This is a genomic window from Rhodospirillaceae bacterium (assembly GCA_016712715.1).
GTDB lineage: Bacteria > Pseudomonadota > Alphaproteobacteria > Dongiales > Dongiaceae > Dongia.
The window spans coordinates 105,655-120,866 of sequence record JADJQM010000001.1; the positions used below are offsets into that span (position 1 = coordinate 105,655).

19 protein-coding genes and 2 tRNA genes are annotated in these 15,212 nt (G+C 61.2%); 17 read left to right on the top strand and 4 right to left on the bottom strand.

Annotated features, from left to right (window positions below; all coding sequences use genetic code 11):
• Positions 1-15 precede the first annotated feature (15 nt).
• The 3 genes from IPK59_00575 (at position 16) to IPK59_00585 (ending at position 1,850) form a co-directional block, all read left to right on the top strand.
• Positions 16-90: transfer RNA gene (locus IPK59_00575), tRNA-Lys, on the top strand.
• 87 nt (positions 91-177) lie between these two features.
• The gene (locus IPK59_00580; protein ID MBK8157358.1) at positions 178-750 is read left to right on the top strand and encodes a biotin transporter BioY; all 573 of its coding nucleotides are present in this window, start codon (positions 178-180) and stop codon (positions 748-750) included.
• 248 nt (positions 751-998) lie between these two features.
• Positions 999-1,850 carry a transporter substrate-binding domain-containing protein gene (locus IPK59_00585; protein ID MBK8157359.1) on the top strand — a complete coding sequence of 284 codons (852 nt, stop codon included), beginning with the start codon at positions 999-1,001 and terminating at the stop codon, positions 1,848-1,850.
• Between the two features lie 13 nt (positions 1,851-1,863).
• Here IPK59_00585 and IPK59_00590 read toward each other — a convergent pair.
• The 3 genes from IPK59_00590 to IPK59_00600 form a co-directional block, all read right to left on the bottom strand.
• Positions 1,864-1,938, bottom strand: a tRNA-Thr gene (locus tag IPK59_00590).
• A gap of 138 nt (positions 1,939-2,076) precedes the next feature.
• The gene (locus IPK59_00595; GenBank protein MBK8157360.1) at positions 2,077-3,393 is read right to left on the bottom strand and encodes a site-specific integrase; all 1,317 of its coding nucleotides are present in this window, start codon (positions 3,391-3,393) and stop codon (positions 2,077-2,079) included.
• A complete protein-coding gene (locus IPK59_00600; GenBank protein MBK8157361.1) occupies positions 3,390-4,163 on the bottom strand; it encodes a hypothetical protein in 774 nt (257 codons plus the stop codon). The genes IPK59_00595 and IPK59_00600 overlap by 4 nt, the downstream gene beginning before the upstream one ends.
• A gap of 108 nt (positions 4,164-4,271) precedes the next feature.
• Here IPK59_00600 and IPK59_00605 point away from each other — a divergent pair, with 108 nt between their 5' ends.
• From IPK59_00605 to IPK59_00670, 14 genes are all read left to right on the top strand, one after another.
• On the top strand, positions 4,272-4,472 hold the full coding sequence (locus IPK59_00605) for an excisionase family DNA-binding protein (GenBank protein MBK8157362.1): 201 nt from the start codon (positions 4,272-4,274) through the stop codon (positions 4,470-4,472).
• Positions 4,469-5,074 (top strand): hypothetical protein, encoded by a 606-nt coding sequence (locus IPK59_00610; protein ID MBK8157363.1) that lies wholly within the window; start codon positions 4,469-4,471, stop codon positions 5,072-5,074. Before IPK59_00605 ends, IPK59_00610 begins: the two co-directional genes overlap by 4 nt.
• Before the next feature lie 37 nt (positions 5,075-5,111).
• Positions 5,112-7,028: an AAA family ATPase gene (locus IPK59_00615; GenBank protein ID MBK8157364.1), complete on the top strand. Its 1,917-nt coding sequence runs from the start codon at positions 5,112-5,114 to the stop codon at positions 7,026-7,028.
• A 264-nt stretch (positions 7,029-7,292) separates the two neighbouring features.
• Positions 7,293-7,814, top strand: coding sequence for a hypothetical protein (locus IPK59_00620; GenBank protein ID MBK8157365.1), 522 nt, complete (start codon positions 7,293-7,295; stop codon positions 7,812-7,814).
• Between the two features lie 67 nt (positions 7,815-7,881).
• Positions 7,882-8,499, top strand: coding sequence for a hypothetical protein (locus IPK59_00625; protein MBK8157366.1), 618 nt, complete (start codon positions 7,882-7,884; stop codon positions 8,497-8,499).
• Between the two features lie 344 nt (positions 8,500-8,843).
• Entirely contained in the window at positions 8,844-9,083 is a 240-nt protein-coding gene (locus IPK59_00630) for a hypothetical protein (protein ID MBK8157367.1), read from the top strand.
• Positions 9,080-9,874: a hypothetical protein gene (locus tag IPK59_00635; protein ID MBK8157368.1), complete on the top strand. Its 795-nt coding sequence runs from the start codon at positions 9,080-9,082 to the stop codon at positions 9,872-9,874. The genes IPK59_00630 and IPK59_00635 overlap by 4 nt, the downstream gene beginning before the upstream one ends.
• Positions 9,867-10,028 carry a hypothetical protein gene (locus tag IPK59_00640; GenBank protein MBK8157369.1) on the top strand — a complete coding sequence of 54 codons (162 nt, stop codon included), beginning with the start codon at positions 9,867-9,869 and terminating at the stop codon, positions 10,026-10,028. Before IPK59_00635 ends, IPK59_00640 begins: the two co-directional genes overlap by 8 nt.
• Positions 10,029-10,046: 18 nt before the next feature.
• Positions 10,047-10,244, top strand: a complete 198-nt coding sequence (locus IPK59_00645) for a hypothetical protein (GenBank protein MBK8157370.1) — start codon at positions 10,047-10,049, stop codon at positions 10,242-10,244.
• Between the two features lie 37 nt (positions 10,245-10,281).
• Entirely contained in the window at positions 10,282-10,560 is a 279-nt protein-coding gene (locus tag IPK59_00650; GenBank protein ID MBK8157371.1) for a hypothetical protein, read from the top strand.
• Entirely contained in the window at positions 10,550-10,984 is a 435-nt protein-coding gene (locus tag IPK59_00655; protein ID MBK8157372.1) for a hypothetical protein, read from the top strand. Before IPK59_00650 ends, IPK59_00655 begins: the two co-directional genes overlap by 11 nt.
• Positions 10,985-10,987: 3 nt before the next feature.
• Positions 10,988-12,988 carry a DUF4376 domain-containing protein gene (locus tag IPK59_00660; protein MBK8157373.1) on the top strand — a complete coding sequence of 667 codons (2,001 nt, stop codon included), beginning with the start codon at positions 10,988-10,990 and terminating at the stop codon, positions 12,986-12,988.
• Positions 12,976-13,188: a hypothetical protein gene (locus IPK59_00665; GenBank protein ID MBK8157374.1), complete on the top strand. Its 213-nt coding sequence runs from the start codon at positions 12,976-12,978 to the stop codon at positions 13,186-13,188. Before IPK59_00660 ends, IPK59_00665 begins: the two co-directional genes overlap by 13 nt.
• Positions 13,185-13,664 (top strand): terminase small subunit, encoded by a 480-nt coding sequence (locus IPK59_00670; protein MBK8157375.1) that lies wholly within the window; start codon positions 13,185-13,187, stop codon positions 13,662-13,664. Before IPK59_00665 ends, IPK59_00670 begins: the two co-directional genes overlap by 4 nt.
• Positions 13,665-13,687: 23 nt before the next feature.
• Here IPK59_00670 and IPK59_00675 read toward each other — a convergent pair whose 3' ends face one another.
• A complete protein-coding gene (locus IPK59_00675; GenBank protein ID MBK8157376.1) occupies positions 13,688-14,530 on the bottom strand; it encodes a hypothetical protein in 843 nt (280 codons plus the stop codon).
• Between the last annotated feature and the right edge of the window lie 682 nt (positions 14,531-15,212).

The following is a 15,212-nucleotide window of genomic DNA, read 5'->3' on the forward strand; positions in this document are numbered from 1 at the left end:
CCGCAGATATGGTGAGGGCCGGTAGCTCAGCGGTAGAGCATCTGACTTTTAATCAGAGGGTCGCGGGTTCGAACCCCGCCCGGCTCACCACTTCCCACCCGCCTGCCAACTGAGCGCCCGCCGCCGCCATCGCGATTTGCCAGGGCCGCTCGTTTTCCCGCCATAGGAGTTCCAGACATGAATGTGACAGCGACGAATCCCACCTTGGCCGAAACGCTCTGGTCCGGCTTTGCCGGCAGTAACCTGCAGAAGGCCGCCCTGGTGCTGGCCGGCACGGCGCTGCTTGCCCTTTCCGCCCATATCAAGGTGCCGTTCTGGCCGGTGCCGATGACCATGCAGACCTTCGTTGTGCTGATGATCGGCGCCGCGTTCGGCGCGCGCCTGGCAGGGGTCACGGTGCTTGCCTACCTCATCGAAGGGGCACTTGGCCTGCCGGTCTTCGCGACCGGGGCGGGGTTCCACTACATGGCGGGGCCGACCGGCGGCTATCTCGCTGGGTTCCTGGCTGCCGCCCTGATTGTCGGCTGGTTTGCCGATCGCGGCCATGGCCGTTCGCTCGCGACGTCCATGGTCGCATTCCTGGTGGGCGAGGCCGTCATCCTGGCGCTGGGCACCGGCTGGCTCGCCTATCATATCGGCCTCGACAAGGCGATCGCCGGCGGCCTGCTCCCCTTCCTGTTCGGTGAAGGTGTCAAAGTCGCCCTTGCCTGCGCGTTGCTGCCGACCATGTGGCGCATCGCCCGCCGCTGAAATCGACCCTGGGTCACCAGGCGAATTCTGGCCGGGGCCGTTCCAGGAGAGCGGACCCGGCCATGATCCGATGCATCTTCCGAAGAAACACCTTCAGTCCATTGTTTTTGCGGAATATTGTTCGAACTATGCGAGATAGCCAAGCCGTTCTGTCGCCGCAGATCTGACATCGCTGGCAAGGCATTCGTCTCCAAGGCGATCGTTAGTCTTGCGTTAGCTGATCCTGCTTAATCTGGACCGCAGCCTTGATGGTGCTGGATCGCATCCGCACCAGAAACATTGCCGGCGGCACCGATATGACCCTGCCACTGTCCAGACACCTGTTGGCCAAACGCCTGTTGGCCGGCGTCGCTTCGGCGATGTTGTGCCTTGTCGCCGCCGTCGACGCCGAGGCGGATCCGGTTCGCCTGCGTGCCGATTATTGGTGTCCCTATAACTGCGATCCCGGCGAAAAATACCCCGGTTACATGATCGAGATCGCCCAGCGGGCCATGGCAAGGCTGGGAATCGTGGTTGATTACCAGCTGATGCCGTGGGACCGCGCCATGTCGGAGGTCCGGGACGGACGGATTGACGGCGCCGTCGGCGCCACGGCACTGGAGGCGGACGGTCTGATCCTGTCGGACCCGCTTGGAATGGATGCCGATTGCTTCTTCGTAACCCCGCAGAGCCGCTGGCGATATGACGGAATCGAATCCCTGCATGGGGTCCTGATTGGGGCGGCCTCCGGCTATACCCATGACGAGGGGCCGATCGACGCCTACATCGCCGCCAACGACAGACCGCAGGGGCGCGTCACGACGACAACCGGTGATGATGCCTCGTTGCGTAACATCCGGCTGCTCCTGGTGGGGCGGGTGGATGTGATCCTCGACAGCAGGTCTGTCGTGGCGATGGAAGCGGCACGACAGGGGCAGGCCAAGAATTTGGTGACGGCAGGCTGCCTCGAGGCGCTGCCGATCCATATCGCCTTGTCACCCAGAAACAAGGATGCCGCCAGGCTGGTCGGCGCGCTCCGGGAGGAAGTCGGCGAATTGCGCAAATCCGGTCGATTGGCCAAGATCATGGGCCATTACGGCCTGAATGACTGGCAGCCCTGAGAAGGCTGCGGAATGGTGCCGGCGGAGGGACTTGAACCCCCGACCTTCGGTTTACAAAACCGCTGCACTACCACTGTGCTACGCCGGCACTTGCTCTAAAATCTTCAGTTTTCACAGCGCATTAGCAAACGTATCCGGCTGCGAACGCTTCGGAAACTCCGGTTTCAGCACCCAACTTAGCACCCAAAACCCGGAAGCACCGAAGCGCGGCACTTCATACCCAGGCTTAGGCCACTTGGGAAGGGGCCTTCGGCGGCATGATGCTGTCCATAAGGCCGGCGCCCGCTTCGCGCCTTGGCACGGCATGGCTATAGACGCTCAGCGTAATGGCGGCGTTCGCGTGACCGAGGGCCTGGCTCACTTCCGCGATCGATACGCCCAAGCGCAGCTTGTGGGAGGCGAAGTTGTGGCGCAGATCATGGAAGCGCAGCCCGGGGAAGCCAGCCGCCTTGGCGAGGCGCCGGAACGCCTTGGACACCGCGTCGGGATCACGCGGCTCGAGCGGCAGCGGCAAGCCGGTCTCGGTATCCGTGCCGGGGAACATGAGGGCCGCGGCCGGCAGGATCCGGTCGAGCTCACGTTGCTCCGCTTCCTGTCGGGCCCTTTCCGCCAAGAGCGCGGCCACGGTCGACGCGCTAAGCGTGACGGTTCGCCGGCTATGTTCGTTCTTTAGGGCCGGCTTGATGACAACGCCGAATTCTTTGGTGACGTCGATAGCCCGGTCAATTCGCAGCGCCCGCCGCTCGGGGTCCAGATCGGTCCAGCGCAGCGCCAGCAATTCGCCGCGGCGGGCGCCACAGTCCAGCGCCAAGAGGGCGAGGGGGTAGGGCAACACCGTCGACTTGCTTGCCGCCAACTTGCCCAGCAGCGTGGCCAGATCGGTCTGGTCGAGAACCTGCATCACGATCGGCGCGACGGTTTCGCCCTTGCTCGATCGATCGGCAGTTTGCTTGAGCGAGGGTCTGTCCGCGTCCAGGCAAGGGTTGTGATCAATTAACCGGTCACGGGCTGCGCGTTTCAGGCACAGGCTTAAGACGCGGTGGTAATGCGTCACGGTGCGGGCAGACAGGCCACGGGGCGGCGGGGTTAAATAGGTGCCGTCCCCTTGCTTGACCTTCTTGCGCTGGGTGCGGGACCCGGAATCGAGCATGATGCTGTATTGCTTTTCGATTGCCGCGGGGGTGACTTCGCGCAACAGCATATTGCCCAAGGCGTCGGATGTGTGATCGAGCAGCAAGGATCTGTAACGCTCGTAAGTCCGGGTCGCCCTCTTGCTTTTGGCGGGACCGTCTAACCATTCGTCGATCCATTGTTTGAGAGTGCGCGAACCGCGATCAAGCTGCATCCCTTTGTCGAGCTGCCCCATCATGCGGCGCAGTTCTTTTTCCGCATCCTTGCGGGTGCCCTGAACCGAGCGATAGAGCGGCTTGGCGCCCTTGCGGCGCAGCACGATTTGAAAGCTGGTGCCACGGGCGCCTTTGATTTCCCGAATGCAGCCGATGCGCCGCTTTACCGTTTTCGATTTCGTCGGGGTGTCAGTCATGACGCGGACTCCATCTTTGCGGCTTTCTTCTCAACGGCGCGCTTCCGGTCATATGCCTTCTGTTTGCACTTGGTTGAGCAATAGATTTGATCGGTGCGCCTGTTGCCAACGGGCTTTCCGCACACCTCGCAGAGTCGCCCGGATGTGATTGAGTTTGCAAGCGACAGCCAAGCGGCCGAAATCAGCGACCGCGGTCTAACCCGCGTTTCGAGTTTATGTCCCGCCGCCTGCACGACCACTTCAAAGCTCGCGTTCTTGGCAGTCGCGGCGCTGATTATTTCGGATAGCATGCGCAAGGCGTGGTCGGTCGGTGACTCGCATGTCTTGTTCACCCGCTCCACTCCGTCGTCTTTTTCCATGGCGAGGGCCTTGGTAACGCGACGGCCCCAAAGGGCTACGTTTTCGGAAAGCTGGCCAGCCGCTTTCATTGCGTCCCGCAGTCGGTTCCGCGCTTCGATAATTTGCGCGATGGATTCCGACTGGATGCTATCCGGGCGTTTCCGCTGGTCCAGGCCGAGAAAACCGTAATTGGCCACAAATGCGGCTATGCCGTCAGGATCATCGGGAATGCCGGCCACGACTTCATGGAGATTGCCCCCTAGCACAGGCTCATTTGCCAGCAGGGTCCCGCCTTTCCGGCGCACTTCCAGGTCACCGTAAAGCAGAATGCCCACGGCTGTGGCCCCCACATCGCCCCCTTTGGTCGGGGCGCCAATCTCATATCCCGCCTCGTCCCGCACCCACTCGAAAGCAAAATTTGCCGCCAACATCGGGTATCCTCACTGTCTTACTGATTTCTTACCAATAGCATATGTAGACTTTATAAGCAACAGAGCCTTACAAGGCGCATATAGACACAGTAAACCACGAGGCCAAGCATGCCAACACCTGAAAAATCAGATCTGCCCGTTTACACCCCGCAGGAATTCGCAAGCCTCACGGGGTCGCATTACACGACCGTGCTTGACGCCCTTGAGGCCGGCACGCTGCCGGGCTTCCGGGTGGGCCGGCGCTGGGTCATGCCCAAGTCCAAATGCAATGAGCTTCTCGGGCTGCCCGTCCAGACGGTGCATCCATGAGCCGCCCCGACGCAAAAGCGGCACAGGTCGAGCACGCCCGCCTGGAACATCACCGCGCCAACATTGACACCACGGGCGAAATCATCCCCGCGGCGGATCGCATCGACAATCCGACCGAAGCAGCCGAGGCCGTGGCCGTGTTCAACCTCGCGCTGTCCGCCAACCGCTATTACCAGCTGCCGACCATCGAAATGCCTGGCCTCAAGGTGCACTGGCTTGGTGCGATCGGCGTCAACGATGCCGTCGACATTGAAGTGATGACAGGCGAGAACTCGGTCACATTCATCACGCTGCAGGTCCCGGGCTGGGTGCCTTATGTGCCGCGTGACCGAACCGACGTTGACGGGCTCAACCTGCGATGCGGCGATGCGATCGAACGCCTTGAACATGCAAGGGACCTTGCGGCTTTGCCGCCCACGATCCTTTCAAGGGCGATGACGCTTACCGACCTTCGCGAGGCGATCGCCAGCGCAACACGCGCGCTAACCACGATCGAGGACGCCCTGGCCGACGCAAGCGACAAGTTCCCCCGCTGGTCACGACCGCCACGGGGCGCCGTGCCGCGTATCGCTGGGTTCGACATCAAATGGCCCCGCGTCTAGGTGCCACTTGATGGATAGTGCGCACCCCCAGCCTTCAATGCTCGACCACGCTCTTACCCGTGCAGCTGAAGGATTCAACGTCTTTCCGCTGCAGACCGGTAAGAAGACGCCGCCCAAGGGCATGCACTTCAAGGAGATGGCAACCCGTGATCCTGAACAGATCAAGGCGTGGTGGTCACAAACCCCGGACGCCAATATCGGAATCTATACCGGCAAGTTTGGCGACATGCGGGCGGATGGTGGATTCGACGCGCTCATAGTTATCGATGTGGACGCCAAGGGCGGCAAGAACGGCTTCGATACCATCGACCAATGGAAGGCCGAAGGCTTAGAGCTTCCAAGGACGCCCGTAACCGAAACGACGACAAGCGGCTGTCACCTGTTTTACCGCGTCGACCAGCCTGTCAGGCAAGGCGTGAATCGCTTAGGCGATGGCGTCGATCACAGATCCTACGGTGGGTACGTCGTAGCCTGCGGTTCTGTGATCGACGGCAAGCCCTATGTGTCGCACTCTGACGAACCTATGGCATTCGCCCCTACGTGGCTTGTCGATCGCTGCGGTCAGCGCGGCCCTGAAAGTCCAGCCAATGCCGACACAGCACCCCCTGCCAACGTCGACCGCGTCCGTGCTCTATCTCGTGCAACCGATTATCTCCGGTCGACCGCTCCGGTAGCCGTCAAAGGTCAAGGTGGAGATCAGACCACGTTCAAAGTGGCGGCTCGGGTGAAAGATTTTGGCGTGAGCGAGGCGGACTGTGTCGAGCTCATGCTTGACCACTACAATCCACGCTGCCCGCCTGGCTGGTCGCCGGAACGCATGGCCGAGAAGGTTCACAACGCCTACCGCTACGGCTTTGAGGAACCTGGCGCCGCTGCGCCCGAGGTCATATTTAGCAAGATCGAAACGCTAGCCCCAAGCGCGGCGGGAAATTCCGCCACGGGCAATCGGCGCTTTAAGGTGCGGTTGCTTGGCGACATCGCCCCCAAGCTGGATATGCTTTGGGCGATTGATGGCGTGCTGCCGGCCGGCGGCCTGGTCATTCTCATTGCCGAACCGGGCAAAGCCAAGACGCTCAGCGCGGTGGAGATGGCCTTTGCCATCGCCCGCGGCGTGCCATGGCATGGCCGGGACACCCTTCAAGGCTCGGTGCTCTATTTCAGCGCGGAAGGCATGCTCGCCAACCGCCTCGAGGCGCGGCGCCAATTTGACGAGCTTGCCGGCGCCGCCATTCCCTTCGCGGCGATCGAGGATGGCGCCAACCTGCGCAGCAGTGCCGACGATGTGTCGGCCTTGATTGCGGCGGCCCTGGAATTGCCGGAGCGCACCGGCCACCCCCTGCGCTTGATTGTGATCGACACCCTGAACCAGATCATGGCCGGCGGCGCCGAAAACAGCGCGGAAGACATGGGCGCCGTTATCGCCAGCTTGAGCCGCATCAAGCGTGAGACGGGCGCCGCGGTCCTGGTCATCCACCATCTGGGCAAGGATGCGGCCAAGGGCGCGCGTGGCCATAGCTCGCTTATGGGTGCTGTCGACACGGCCCTGGAAATTAAGAATTCGGCCGTCACGATCGAGAAGCAACGCGACGGTGAGACGGGCGCAAAATTCCATTTCCAAATTGAGACGGTGGAAATCGGCACCGATGCCAAAGGGCGCCCGGTCACGTCTGCCGTCACCGTCCCGGACCGGGGGCGGGCATTTGAGCGTGAGACACCCAAGGCCGGAACCAGTACCGCCAAGCTACTGGAAGCGGCCCAAAACCTGACTTTAGGCAGGGCAGAACCGGGCGAACCGGCCCGGATTGCGGTCCATGAGTGGCGGGCTGAATTCGTCTCCCGGAATTATCGGGGCCGTGAATCAAGCGGTCAAAGGGAGTTCAGAAGGCGGACAAATGAGCTTGTCCGCATGGGGTGGATCAAGGATGAGGGCGATCATGCGCTTGTTCTCGGTTAAGCCCTTCAGCGGACAAACTGTAGCCAGTGCTATCGCCTTGATAACACGTGGGAATTCCGAAGCGGACAAAGCGGACAAATGGCGGACATGCCCGCAAATGTCCGCCGGTCATACGGGGCGGACAAAGCGGACATCTCCCTATAGGGGATGTCCGCTACGCCGCGACCCTGCTTTTCAAAACTCATCAAACAGCCCTTGGCCGATACAGCAGGGATTGGGTGGCGCGACCCCTGCGCGTGTGACTGGCGGGCATGGGTGGCTGTCATGAGCATGCCGCTTCGCCCTATCAGCCGCCGGCGCGTGGCGTTTGCCAAGCGCCTGGTCGCATCGGGTGGCAATGCGACCGCCGCCGCCCTTGCTGCCGGGTACAGGCCCGGTGCCCGCGCCATTGCCGCCCGGCTGCTACATGACGACCGTGTACTTGCCCTGGTGGCTGCGGAGATCAAGCGCGGCGCCCCGGGCGCTGCCGAGGCGCTGCGCCGCCTCATGCTGCCGTCACGGCCTGCCGTGCTGCGCTACCGCCTGGAATTGCTCTTGCGAGATCCGCAGCCGGTCAAATTGATCGGCAGCCATGCCGCACCCCTCACCCTGGCCAACCCCGATGACACCGCGATGCGCGATTTTGCCGTGCGCCTTGCCGTCGAGATCGGCCCAAAAAATGCGCCCGCCGCTGTTTTGGGTGCTGAAATCGGGTGCTTAGAGCCCGAGCCCACCGGCAACACCACGGAACATAAAGACTTTTCAACCCGCGGCAGCGGTTCAAGCAAACGCTGCCCCAAGAAATGAGGCTATCCACATGAGCAAATCCCCATTGAGCCGGCTTTTCACTGGTGCAGCTGCCAAGGCGGTCGACGTGGTCGACGCCCTTGCCGGCCAAGATCCTGTCACCCGGCTTAAGGCCCGCCTTGCCGACGCGGTCGCCGCGGCCGATCTGGCGCAGGCCGCTTTCACATCGGCGGCCATGGCCTATGAGCTATCGCCTGGCCACGACACCAACGCCCGGAAGCTTGATGACGCCCGCGCCGCCCTTACAGCGGCCAGAGAACGGGTCGAGGGACTTACCGCCGCTGCGCAGGCCGCCGAAGCCCAGGCAGCGGCCACAGCGTCCGCGGCTACCGCTGCCGACCGTGCCAAGCGCTGGGATGCCGCGGAAGCCCTGGCAGAGACGCGGAAAGACATTGCCGCCGACATCGAGAAGCTTGCGGCAGACCTGGCCGGCAAATTCAAGCAGCTGCAGGACGTCACGGCGCAGATTGCCGAGGCGATGCCGTACCGGCCGGATAGCTCCGAGAAAACGGGCACCTTTTTGATCCTGCCCGAGGTCGAAATCACCGGCCGATACGCATTGGTCAAATGCGGCCTGCGCTGGGCTGGCAACTGGCCATGGGAGCTTAAGGACCTTCCGACCCTCAGCAGTTACATGGCCAAAGCCTGCGATCAGCTGGCGCAGCTGCGGAAGGTTCGCGGTTGAACCCCCCTCGATCTGCGGAAACCGGCGATCGGCCGGCAGCAAAAGGCCGATCGTCGAAGGGGGGAGTACCCCCGGGGGCACCCCCGGATTTCCGCGACGGCATGGCCGTACGGGGGCCCCACGCGGTGCCTAGATCAAATTTTTTAATGAGGCGCCAACGTGACCCGAATTTCTAAGCCCTTGAATACGCGATCAATCCCTGGTTGCGTGTTGCGAAAAATGCAACTTGTTGCAATATTTGCAATATAGATCAATTAGTTAGGTCGATTTTTGGACTTGATTTTGTCCGCAAACGCGCGCAACTTCGGGGCATCGCAATGCTGCGATGGATAGGGGGATTTCACATGTCAAAGCTTCCGGGTGGTATCGATCGGATTGCCGAAGTGGTGGCGGAAACGGTCCGCGTTTGGAACGTGGGCGCCGACAAGTCGCTGACGAAGTCGGAACGTAGCCGGCACTTCAACGAAGCGGCCAAGCGGCGCGACCAGCTTTTGCGCGGCATGACGCCCGAGGACAAAACGCGCCTCGATGCGATCGCCATTTCGCTGCGCAACCTCGCCAACAATGAACAGGCCCACGCATGACCGAGACAGCGGCGCCATTCAATGGCGGTTCGCCGGAAGGCGCCGCACCTCTTGCCCAGAGTGAAGCCCTGGCGACGCTCAACGCCAACAAGGCGAATCCCGAATGGGGCGCCAAGTTCCTGTCGGGTGACGCTGCCACGGTCGCGGAGTCCGAACGCCTTCACAAGCTGGCATATGCCGAACCCGGCGCAGCGCAACAGCAGGCCGCACCCGGCAAGGAAGCCGCAGCGGCCCGTCTGGCGATACTGCAGAACGATCCCGCTTGGCGGCAGCGGCTTATTGACGGCGATCCGGCCGCACACAGGGAACACACCGAGTTGATGCAGCAGCTGCACCCGGAAGGCGAGACGGGAGAGGAAGCAATCGACCCGTCACAGTACCGCATGCCGAACCTGGCCGGGCCTTACGACACCGAAGAAGAAATGCAGGAAGCTCAAGAAACCGAGAATCAAATTCGCGGTTGGCTGGCCACGGCACAGATGCCGGCCGATATCGGGAACTCGGTTCTGCATGAGGCTGCACAGACCTTCGCTGTCTGGCGTGACGCGTCGGACGCCGAACGGCAAGCCTATTCCGATGGCCAACAGGCCATGCTCGAGAAGCTTTGGGGCGACCAGATGCCGGCGAAGCTCAAGCTCGCGGGCCAGCTCATGCGTGAACTCGAGGCGAAGTCGCCCGGCATCATCGAAATGCTGTCCATAACCGGCGCCGGGTCCAACGCAAGAGTCATCACCTCATTCGCATATGCCGCCGAAGGCTTGCTCGCCAAGAAAGGAATTACCCATGGCTGAAACTCAGAACAATCACCCCGCGCCGGCCCCGGCTGCCGAAACGATCAGGCTTGAATGCCTGAAGCTTGCTCACACGCATGGCCTCGAGACCAAGCACGTCCTGGAGCGGGCCACGGAATACGAAACCTATGTCAACGGCGCCGCCGCGGACTGATAGAGAAAGGCGCACCCCATGGCTGATCATTTTTACAGTCTGAATATCGGCAAGGGCCTGGACCCTAACAACGTGACTGTCGGCACCTCGACCGCAGCATCCGCCGACTTTGAATTCAGGATCAAGGATGGCGTTACCGGCCGCGGCAAGCCCCAGGCGCTTATGGCGATTGAGGCAATCGTTGCCAAGATCGTGACCGGCAATCAACCGGCTTGATGGCGGCATGGCGCCAATGAGCATGACACCCCGCCAAATGTACGACTTCGCCCGGCAGGAAATTCCGGTAGCGATGCGCGAACTCGGGGAAGCGCAAGCCAAGCTCGATGCAGCATTGCGCGCCCGCCGCCAAGGTTCGGTTGACGGTGCCGCCGCTGTGCAGGCCGCGCAAGTCGAACTCGACCGCCTGCGCAAGCGCAGCGCCGCCCTGCGCAAATACAAGCTGGCTTTTGAAGACGTGTTGGCTTGTGCCGACGCAATGCAAGAACCGCCGCAATTGAGCGGCACACTCGAAAGGACTTCTCATGTCAATTGACGCGAATGCCCGCTCACGCGGCTTGAACACCCCCGCCGATTTCTGGGGCCTGGTCGACTTGGTCAACAACATCCCGGCAGCCCATGAGGTACTGTCGGATATCCGTGCTGCAACGGAAGATATGCGGCAGGAAAGGGACGCGTTGCGCGTCACCGAAGAAACCATCCTCACCGGCAATCAGCGAAACGCCGAAAAGGAAGCCGAACTCGACAAGCGGCAAGCGGCCCTGGACGCACGCGAGGCGCAGTTGAACGGACGCGCCGCGGCCCAGACAGCGCGCGGCAAGGAACTGGATACCCTGCAGGCCACTCGGGAACAGGAAGCTATGGCCCGGACCGAGGCGCTTGATCAGCGTGAACGCGATTTGAACGCCTTCGCTGCGAAATTCGAGGGCGTCCGGCAGGCCATGACTGTGTTGAGCTAATGCATGCCGATCAGTTCAACTACCAACCGCGTTATCTCCACCGGCAACGGCGTCACGACCGTTTTCGCGTTCCCCTACTATTTCCTTGAAGACACCGATCTCGTTGTTCTGAAAACGGAAATCGCCAGCGGCGCCGAAACCACGCTGACCTTGAACACGGATTACACGGTGACGGGCGCCGGCGACGAGAGCGGTGGCAGCATCACGCTTACCACCGCGCCCAGCAGCGCCTACAAGATCACCCGGTATCGCGATCCCGCGCTGACCCAGGAAGTGGACTTCCAGAACAACGGCCCGCTGCCCGCCACGTCGCTTGAGCGACCGGTGGACAAGCTCACCATGATCGTGCAGCGCCTCAGAGAATTGATGGGGCGATCGGCGCGACTATCGGACGGTGACGTTTCGGGCGCCGATGTGACGCTGCCGACCCCAAGCGCCCTGAAAGGCATTCGCTGGAATAGCGACGGTGACGGGCTTGAGAATTACAGCCTCACGATCCCGACCGACGCAGTGGTCTCTGCCAGCGTTGGCGTTGAGGGCATTTCGCCGCGCGCCAACCAAGCGCAGGTTGACGCGGGCACGGAAGCCGCCGCACACGTCACGCCTGAAACCTTGGCCGGTTCGGTACTTGCCGGGCGCGTCACCGCGGCCGAAGCGGACATCCTCGCGTTGCAGGCGTCGGGTGCTGTCATTGCCTCGCCTGTGCGCCAGACGGTGCTGAGCGGTCCTGTCGACAATGATGGGCTGCCGAGCTTTGGCAGCTCGACGGGCAGCGCCACGGTTACGGCGACCGGCACGATCGTGGCGACCGCTGCCAATGGCACGACCGATTACGTTGGTTCGATTACCGATCCAAGCTGGACAAGCCTCACCAGCAACGGGACGATGTATCTCTATTTGACCATCGCAGCCGATGGCACGTGCACACCTGGCGCCGGCACCCAGGCCCCAACCTATCGCGCGGGCGGCGCCGATGTGGTCACGAACAATCAATTCACCTTCAACGTACAGCAGATGGTCGGCAAGCTTGGCAACGGGTCGACCGCTGCACAGGTCTATCGCGTTTACGTGGGCGAGGTGACGGTCGCCGGCAACGTGGTGACGGCGATCACCTGGTACGCGATCCAAGGCCGCTATGTATCTTCCTGGACCGCGACACTGCCCGGCACCGGCCAAGTTGTCAGCTTTGACCACAACATTGGCACCACGCATATTCTAGCGGACGGTGCGATTGAGATCGAATGCACGACGATCGACCTTGGCCACGCGGTCGGGGATGTTCTGCAGAATCCCTTGACCGACATGAGCACCGGCTATGCATCGAGCCCGTTGCCGCGTCGACTGACCAGCCGCAACTCGATGTTGTTCACGACCGGCGACACCTGGGCTTTTGCGTCCAACAACAAGGGCACCGGCGGCGCGGATGGCGCCTTGACCGCGGCCCGCTGGAAATACCGCGCCCGCCAGAGCAGGGGTGGTGACATGGCATCATTTTTCATCACGCAAGATAACAAGTTCGCTGGTGTTGGCATTGACGGCGGGAAGCCACCGCGTGCGCATGCAGAAGTCCCTACGGCGCCTGAAGACGGCCGGCAGGTATGGAACGGCAGCGCCTGGGTGTGGCCAGTTCATATTGCGCGGGAGCGCATTCTAAAAACCATCTCCGATCGTTTCGACGCGGCCTTGGCCGCTGGCATGCCCTACGCGGGTAAGGTGCTGCAGATCCGGCCACAGGATCAGGCCAACTTGACCACCATGGGCAATGAGGCGCGGTGGGCCAAAGCTGCCGGCGTGCCCTGGCCATCGGATTTCAACTGGCGCATGGCCGATGACACCATGCTGTATCTGGCAACTGCCGACGACATGATTGCGCTTGGCGAAGCGGCAAAGGCCGAAGTCTATCGGCTGCGCCTGGCCAAGTGGCGCCACGTCGACGCGGTCAATAATCTGGGCACCACCGAGGAAATTGAAGATTACGACATTGAGACGGGATGGGCCGCTTGAATGGCTGCGCCTATATCCATGGCGACCCTAAAGCCGATCCGATCGCCTGGTGCGGTCGACCTGCGCTTGCCGGCAAGCCCTACTGTGCCGAGCATTGGGACATGACGCACATTCCGCTTCTGTCGCTTGACGAATTGACCGAGATCCAACGCATGCGCGCGATCGCCAAAGCGGCTTTTATCCCGGCGGGCCTGGAATGAAAGAACTCAGCCCGCAACAGCTCATGTTTGTGCAGCACGTGGTCGCTGGCGATAACGCCGCTGCCGCGGCGCGCAAGGCCGGCTATGCGCCGCACTACGCCGCGCGTGCTCATGATCGGTTGATCCATGGCAACAAGAAGATTGCCGCGGCGATCGATGAGGCGCGCGAAAAGCTGCGCCAGAACACGACCTATACAGCCGAGCGCATGCTTGAACTGATCGCCATAGATATCGAATTCGCACGCGAGAAGGGCAACGCAATGGCGATCATCAAGGGACGCGAATTGTCGTCCAAGATCGCCGGCCTATTGGTCGACCGTGTGCAGATTGAAGCGGTCAGCATTGTGAAGGCTCTTGAGTCCGCCCGCGCCCGCGCGTTTCAGCATCGATCGGCGCCGTCCGTGATCGACGTGCCCGCCGAAGCTCGCGAAGCGCTGCCGGCACGACCGCGGCAGCAAAACCCGTTTGAAGATTGAAATGCGAATATCGGCTGCATCTTCTAGCCCGTAAACAGTGAAAGCAGTTTGTCACGAAAAAAGGCAAGGGTTGGCATTACGACTAGGCCGCCTAAAATGGTCCAGCGCAGCCATTTCAGTGTTGCGTAGCGAGATACTTCATGCCCGATCGCGTATGTCGACTTCGGGAAAATCCGGTCAACCAACGACGTCATCCCTATCGGCAAGCACACCAAGATGCCGAAAAACAATATTGTCCATACCGTAAACTTGGCATTCAATGCTTCCTCGTCTGTAGGAAGCGACTCTCGAGTGATTTCAAAGGTGACCACCGAAGTAGCAACTAGGGCACTGACAAACAGCTTGTATGGTGAGCGATGTAGCCACGTCCAACCATCGCGCGCTTCCGCTATAATATCGTCAAGCCGTCGGCTGAAATTATTCACGTCCGTCTCGGCGCCGGTGACAACGTACCGACACGTTTCAGATTCGTGTTTGGGTCTTTGAAACGTCATCACAATCGTCGGCCGACTATTTGACCTTGCTTCGCCTTCAATCCTCTCAATTCTCCTACCGGGCAGATTTGATTGAGCCAATACCTGCCCCAACGTCATTGGCCCGAGTTGTGTTCTGTCCGCCAACTCGATAGACCACTGGACCCGCTGATACTTCAGATTCCGCTGAATTTCCACATCCGCATATTCCTTCTTCTTTTCTTCAGACCATCCTTCTCGCTCGGCGTATTCCTTACGAGCATCCTCACGCATTCGACGCTCGGAAACTGCCCGGCATTCATTAAGTACCGAGTCGATCTTCTCAAGCAGTTCCTTAGTGATCACAACAGAGTGTTTAAAGGAGATCGATCTACGCGCGGCAATTTCGTCCATTTGCGAATCCATCAAAATTGGTTTGCGTGCGAAACGACAGCATTGAACGCCAGAGTATGCCGCTCGCATTGGCGCCCGTGGGATATGTCAATAACCACCATAAGATGATTGCTCGAGTCGGGCCCAGAAAACGCACCCAGATGAATTGCATCTGCCGAAGTTGATCATCTATGCCGCCCCCGCCCGTTTCCTAAAGTCGGCATATCCTTGTGAAGCGCGCTGCCGCTAACATCCATGCTAGCGCCGTTGCCCTCATGCGGATACTTGCGCCGGGGCTCGCCTGGCGCCTTGCGACTGTCCCATGGTCGCCGGCCGGGATAGGCGAGGTGGAAAGTCACGCTGGCATTGCGGAAGCCGCACCGGCCGCATTTGAGCCGGGTCAGCAGGTAGCGGAGCCCGTACCCTTCCGAAAGCCTGCGGGCGATCGGCTCGGCTTGCTCGGGGAAAAGGAGCTTCGTCCCGCCACAAGCCGGCACTAGGCAGGTGACCGTGGCCCCACAGCTGCGCCCGGCCGTGCTTATCGTGATAATCGGGCATGCCCTGAACACCTCCGGCCGGGCAATTCTATGTGAGAACAATAGAAGAACACAAGGCATCCCGGAGACGCGCGGCCTCGATAGGGTACGGTTGTGCGCCGATCATGGACGCGCCCCCGGCAGTTGCGCACATTCGACGCGAGATC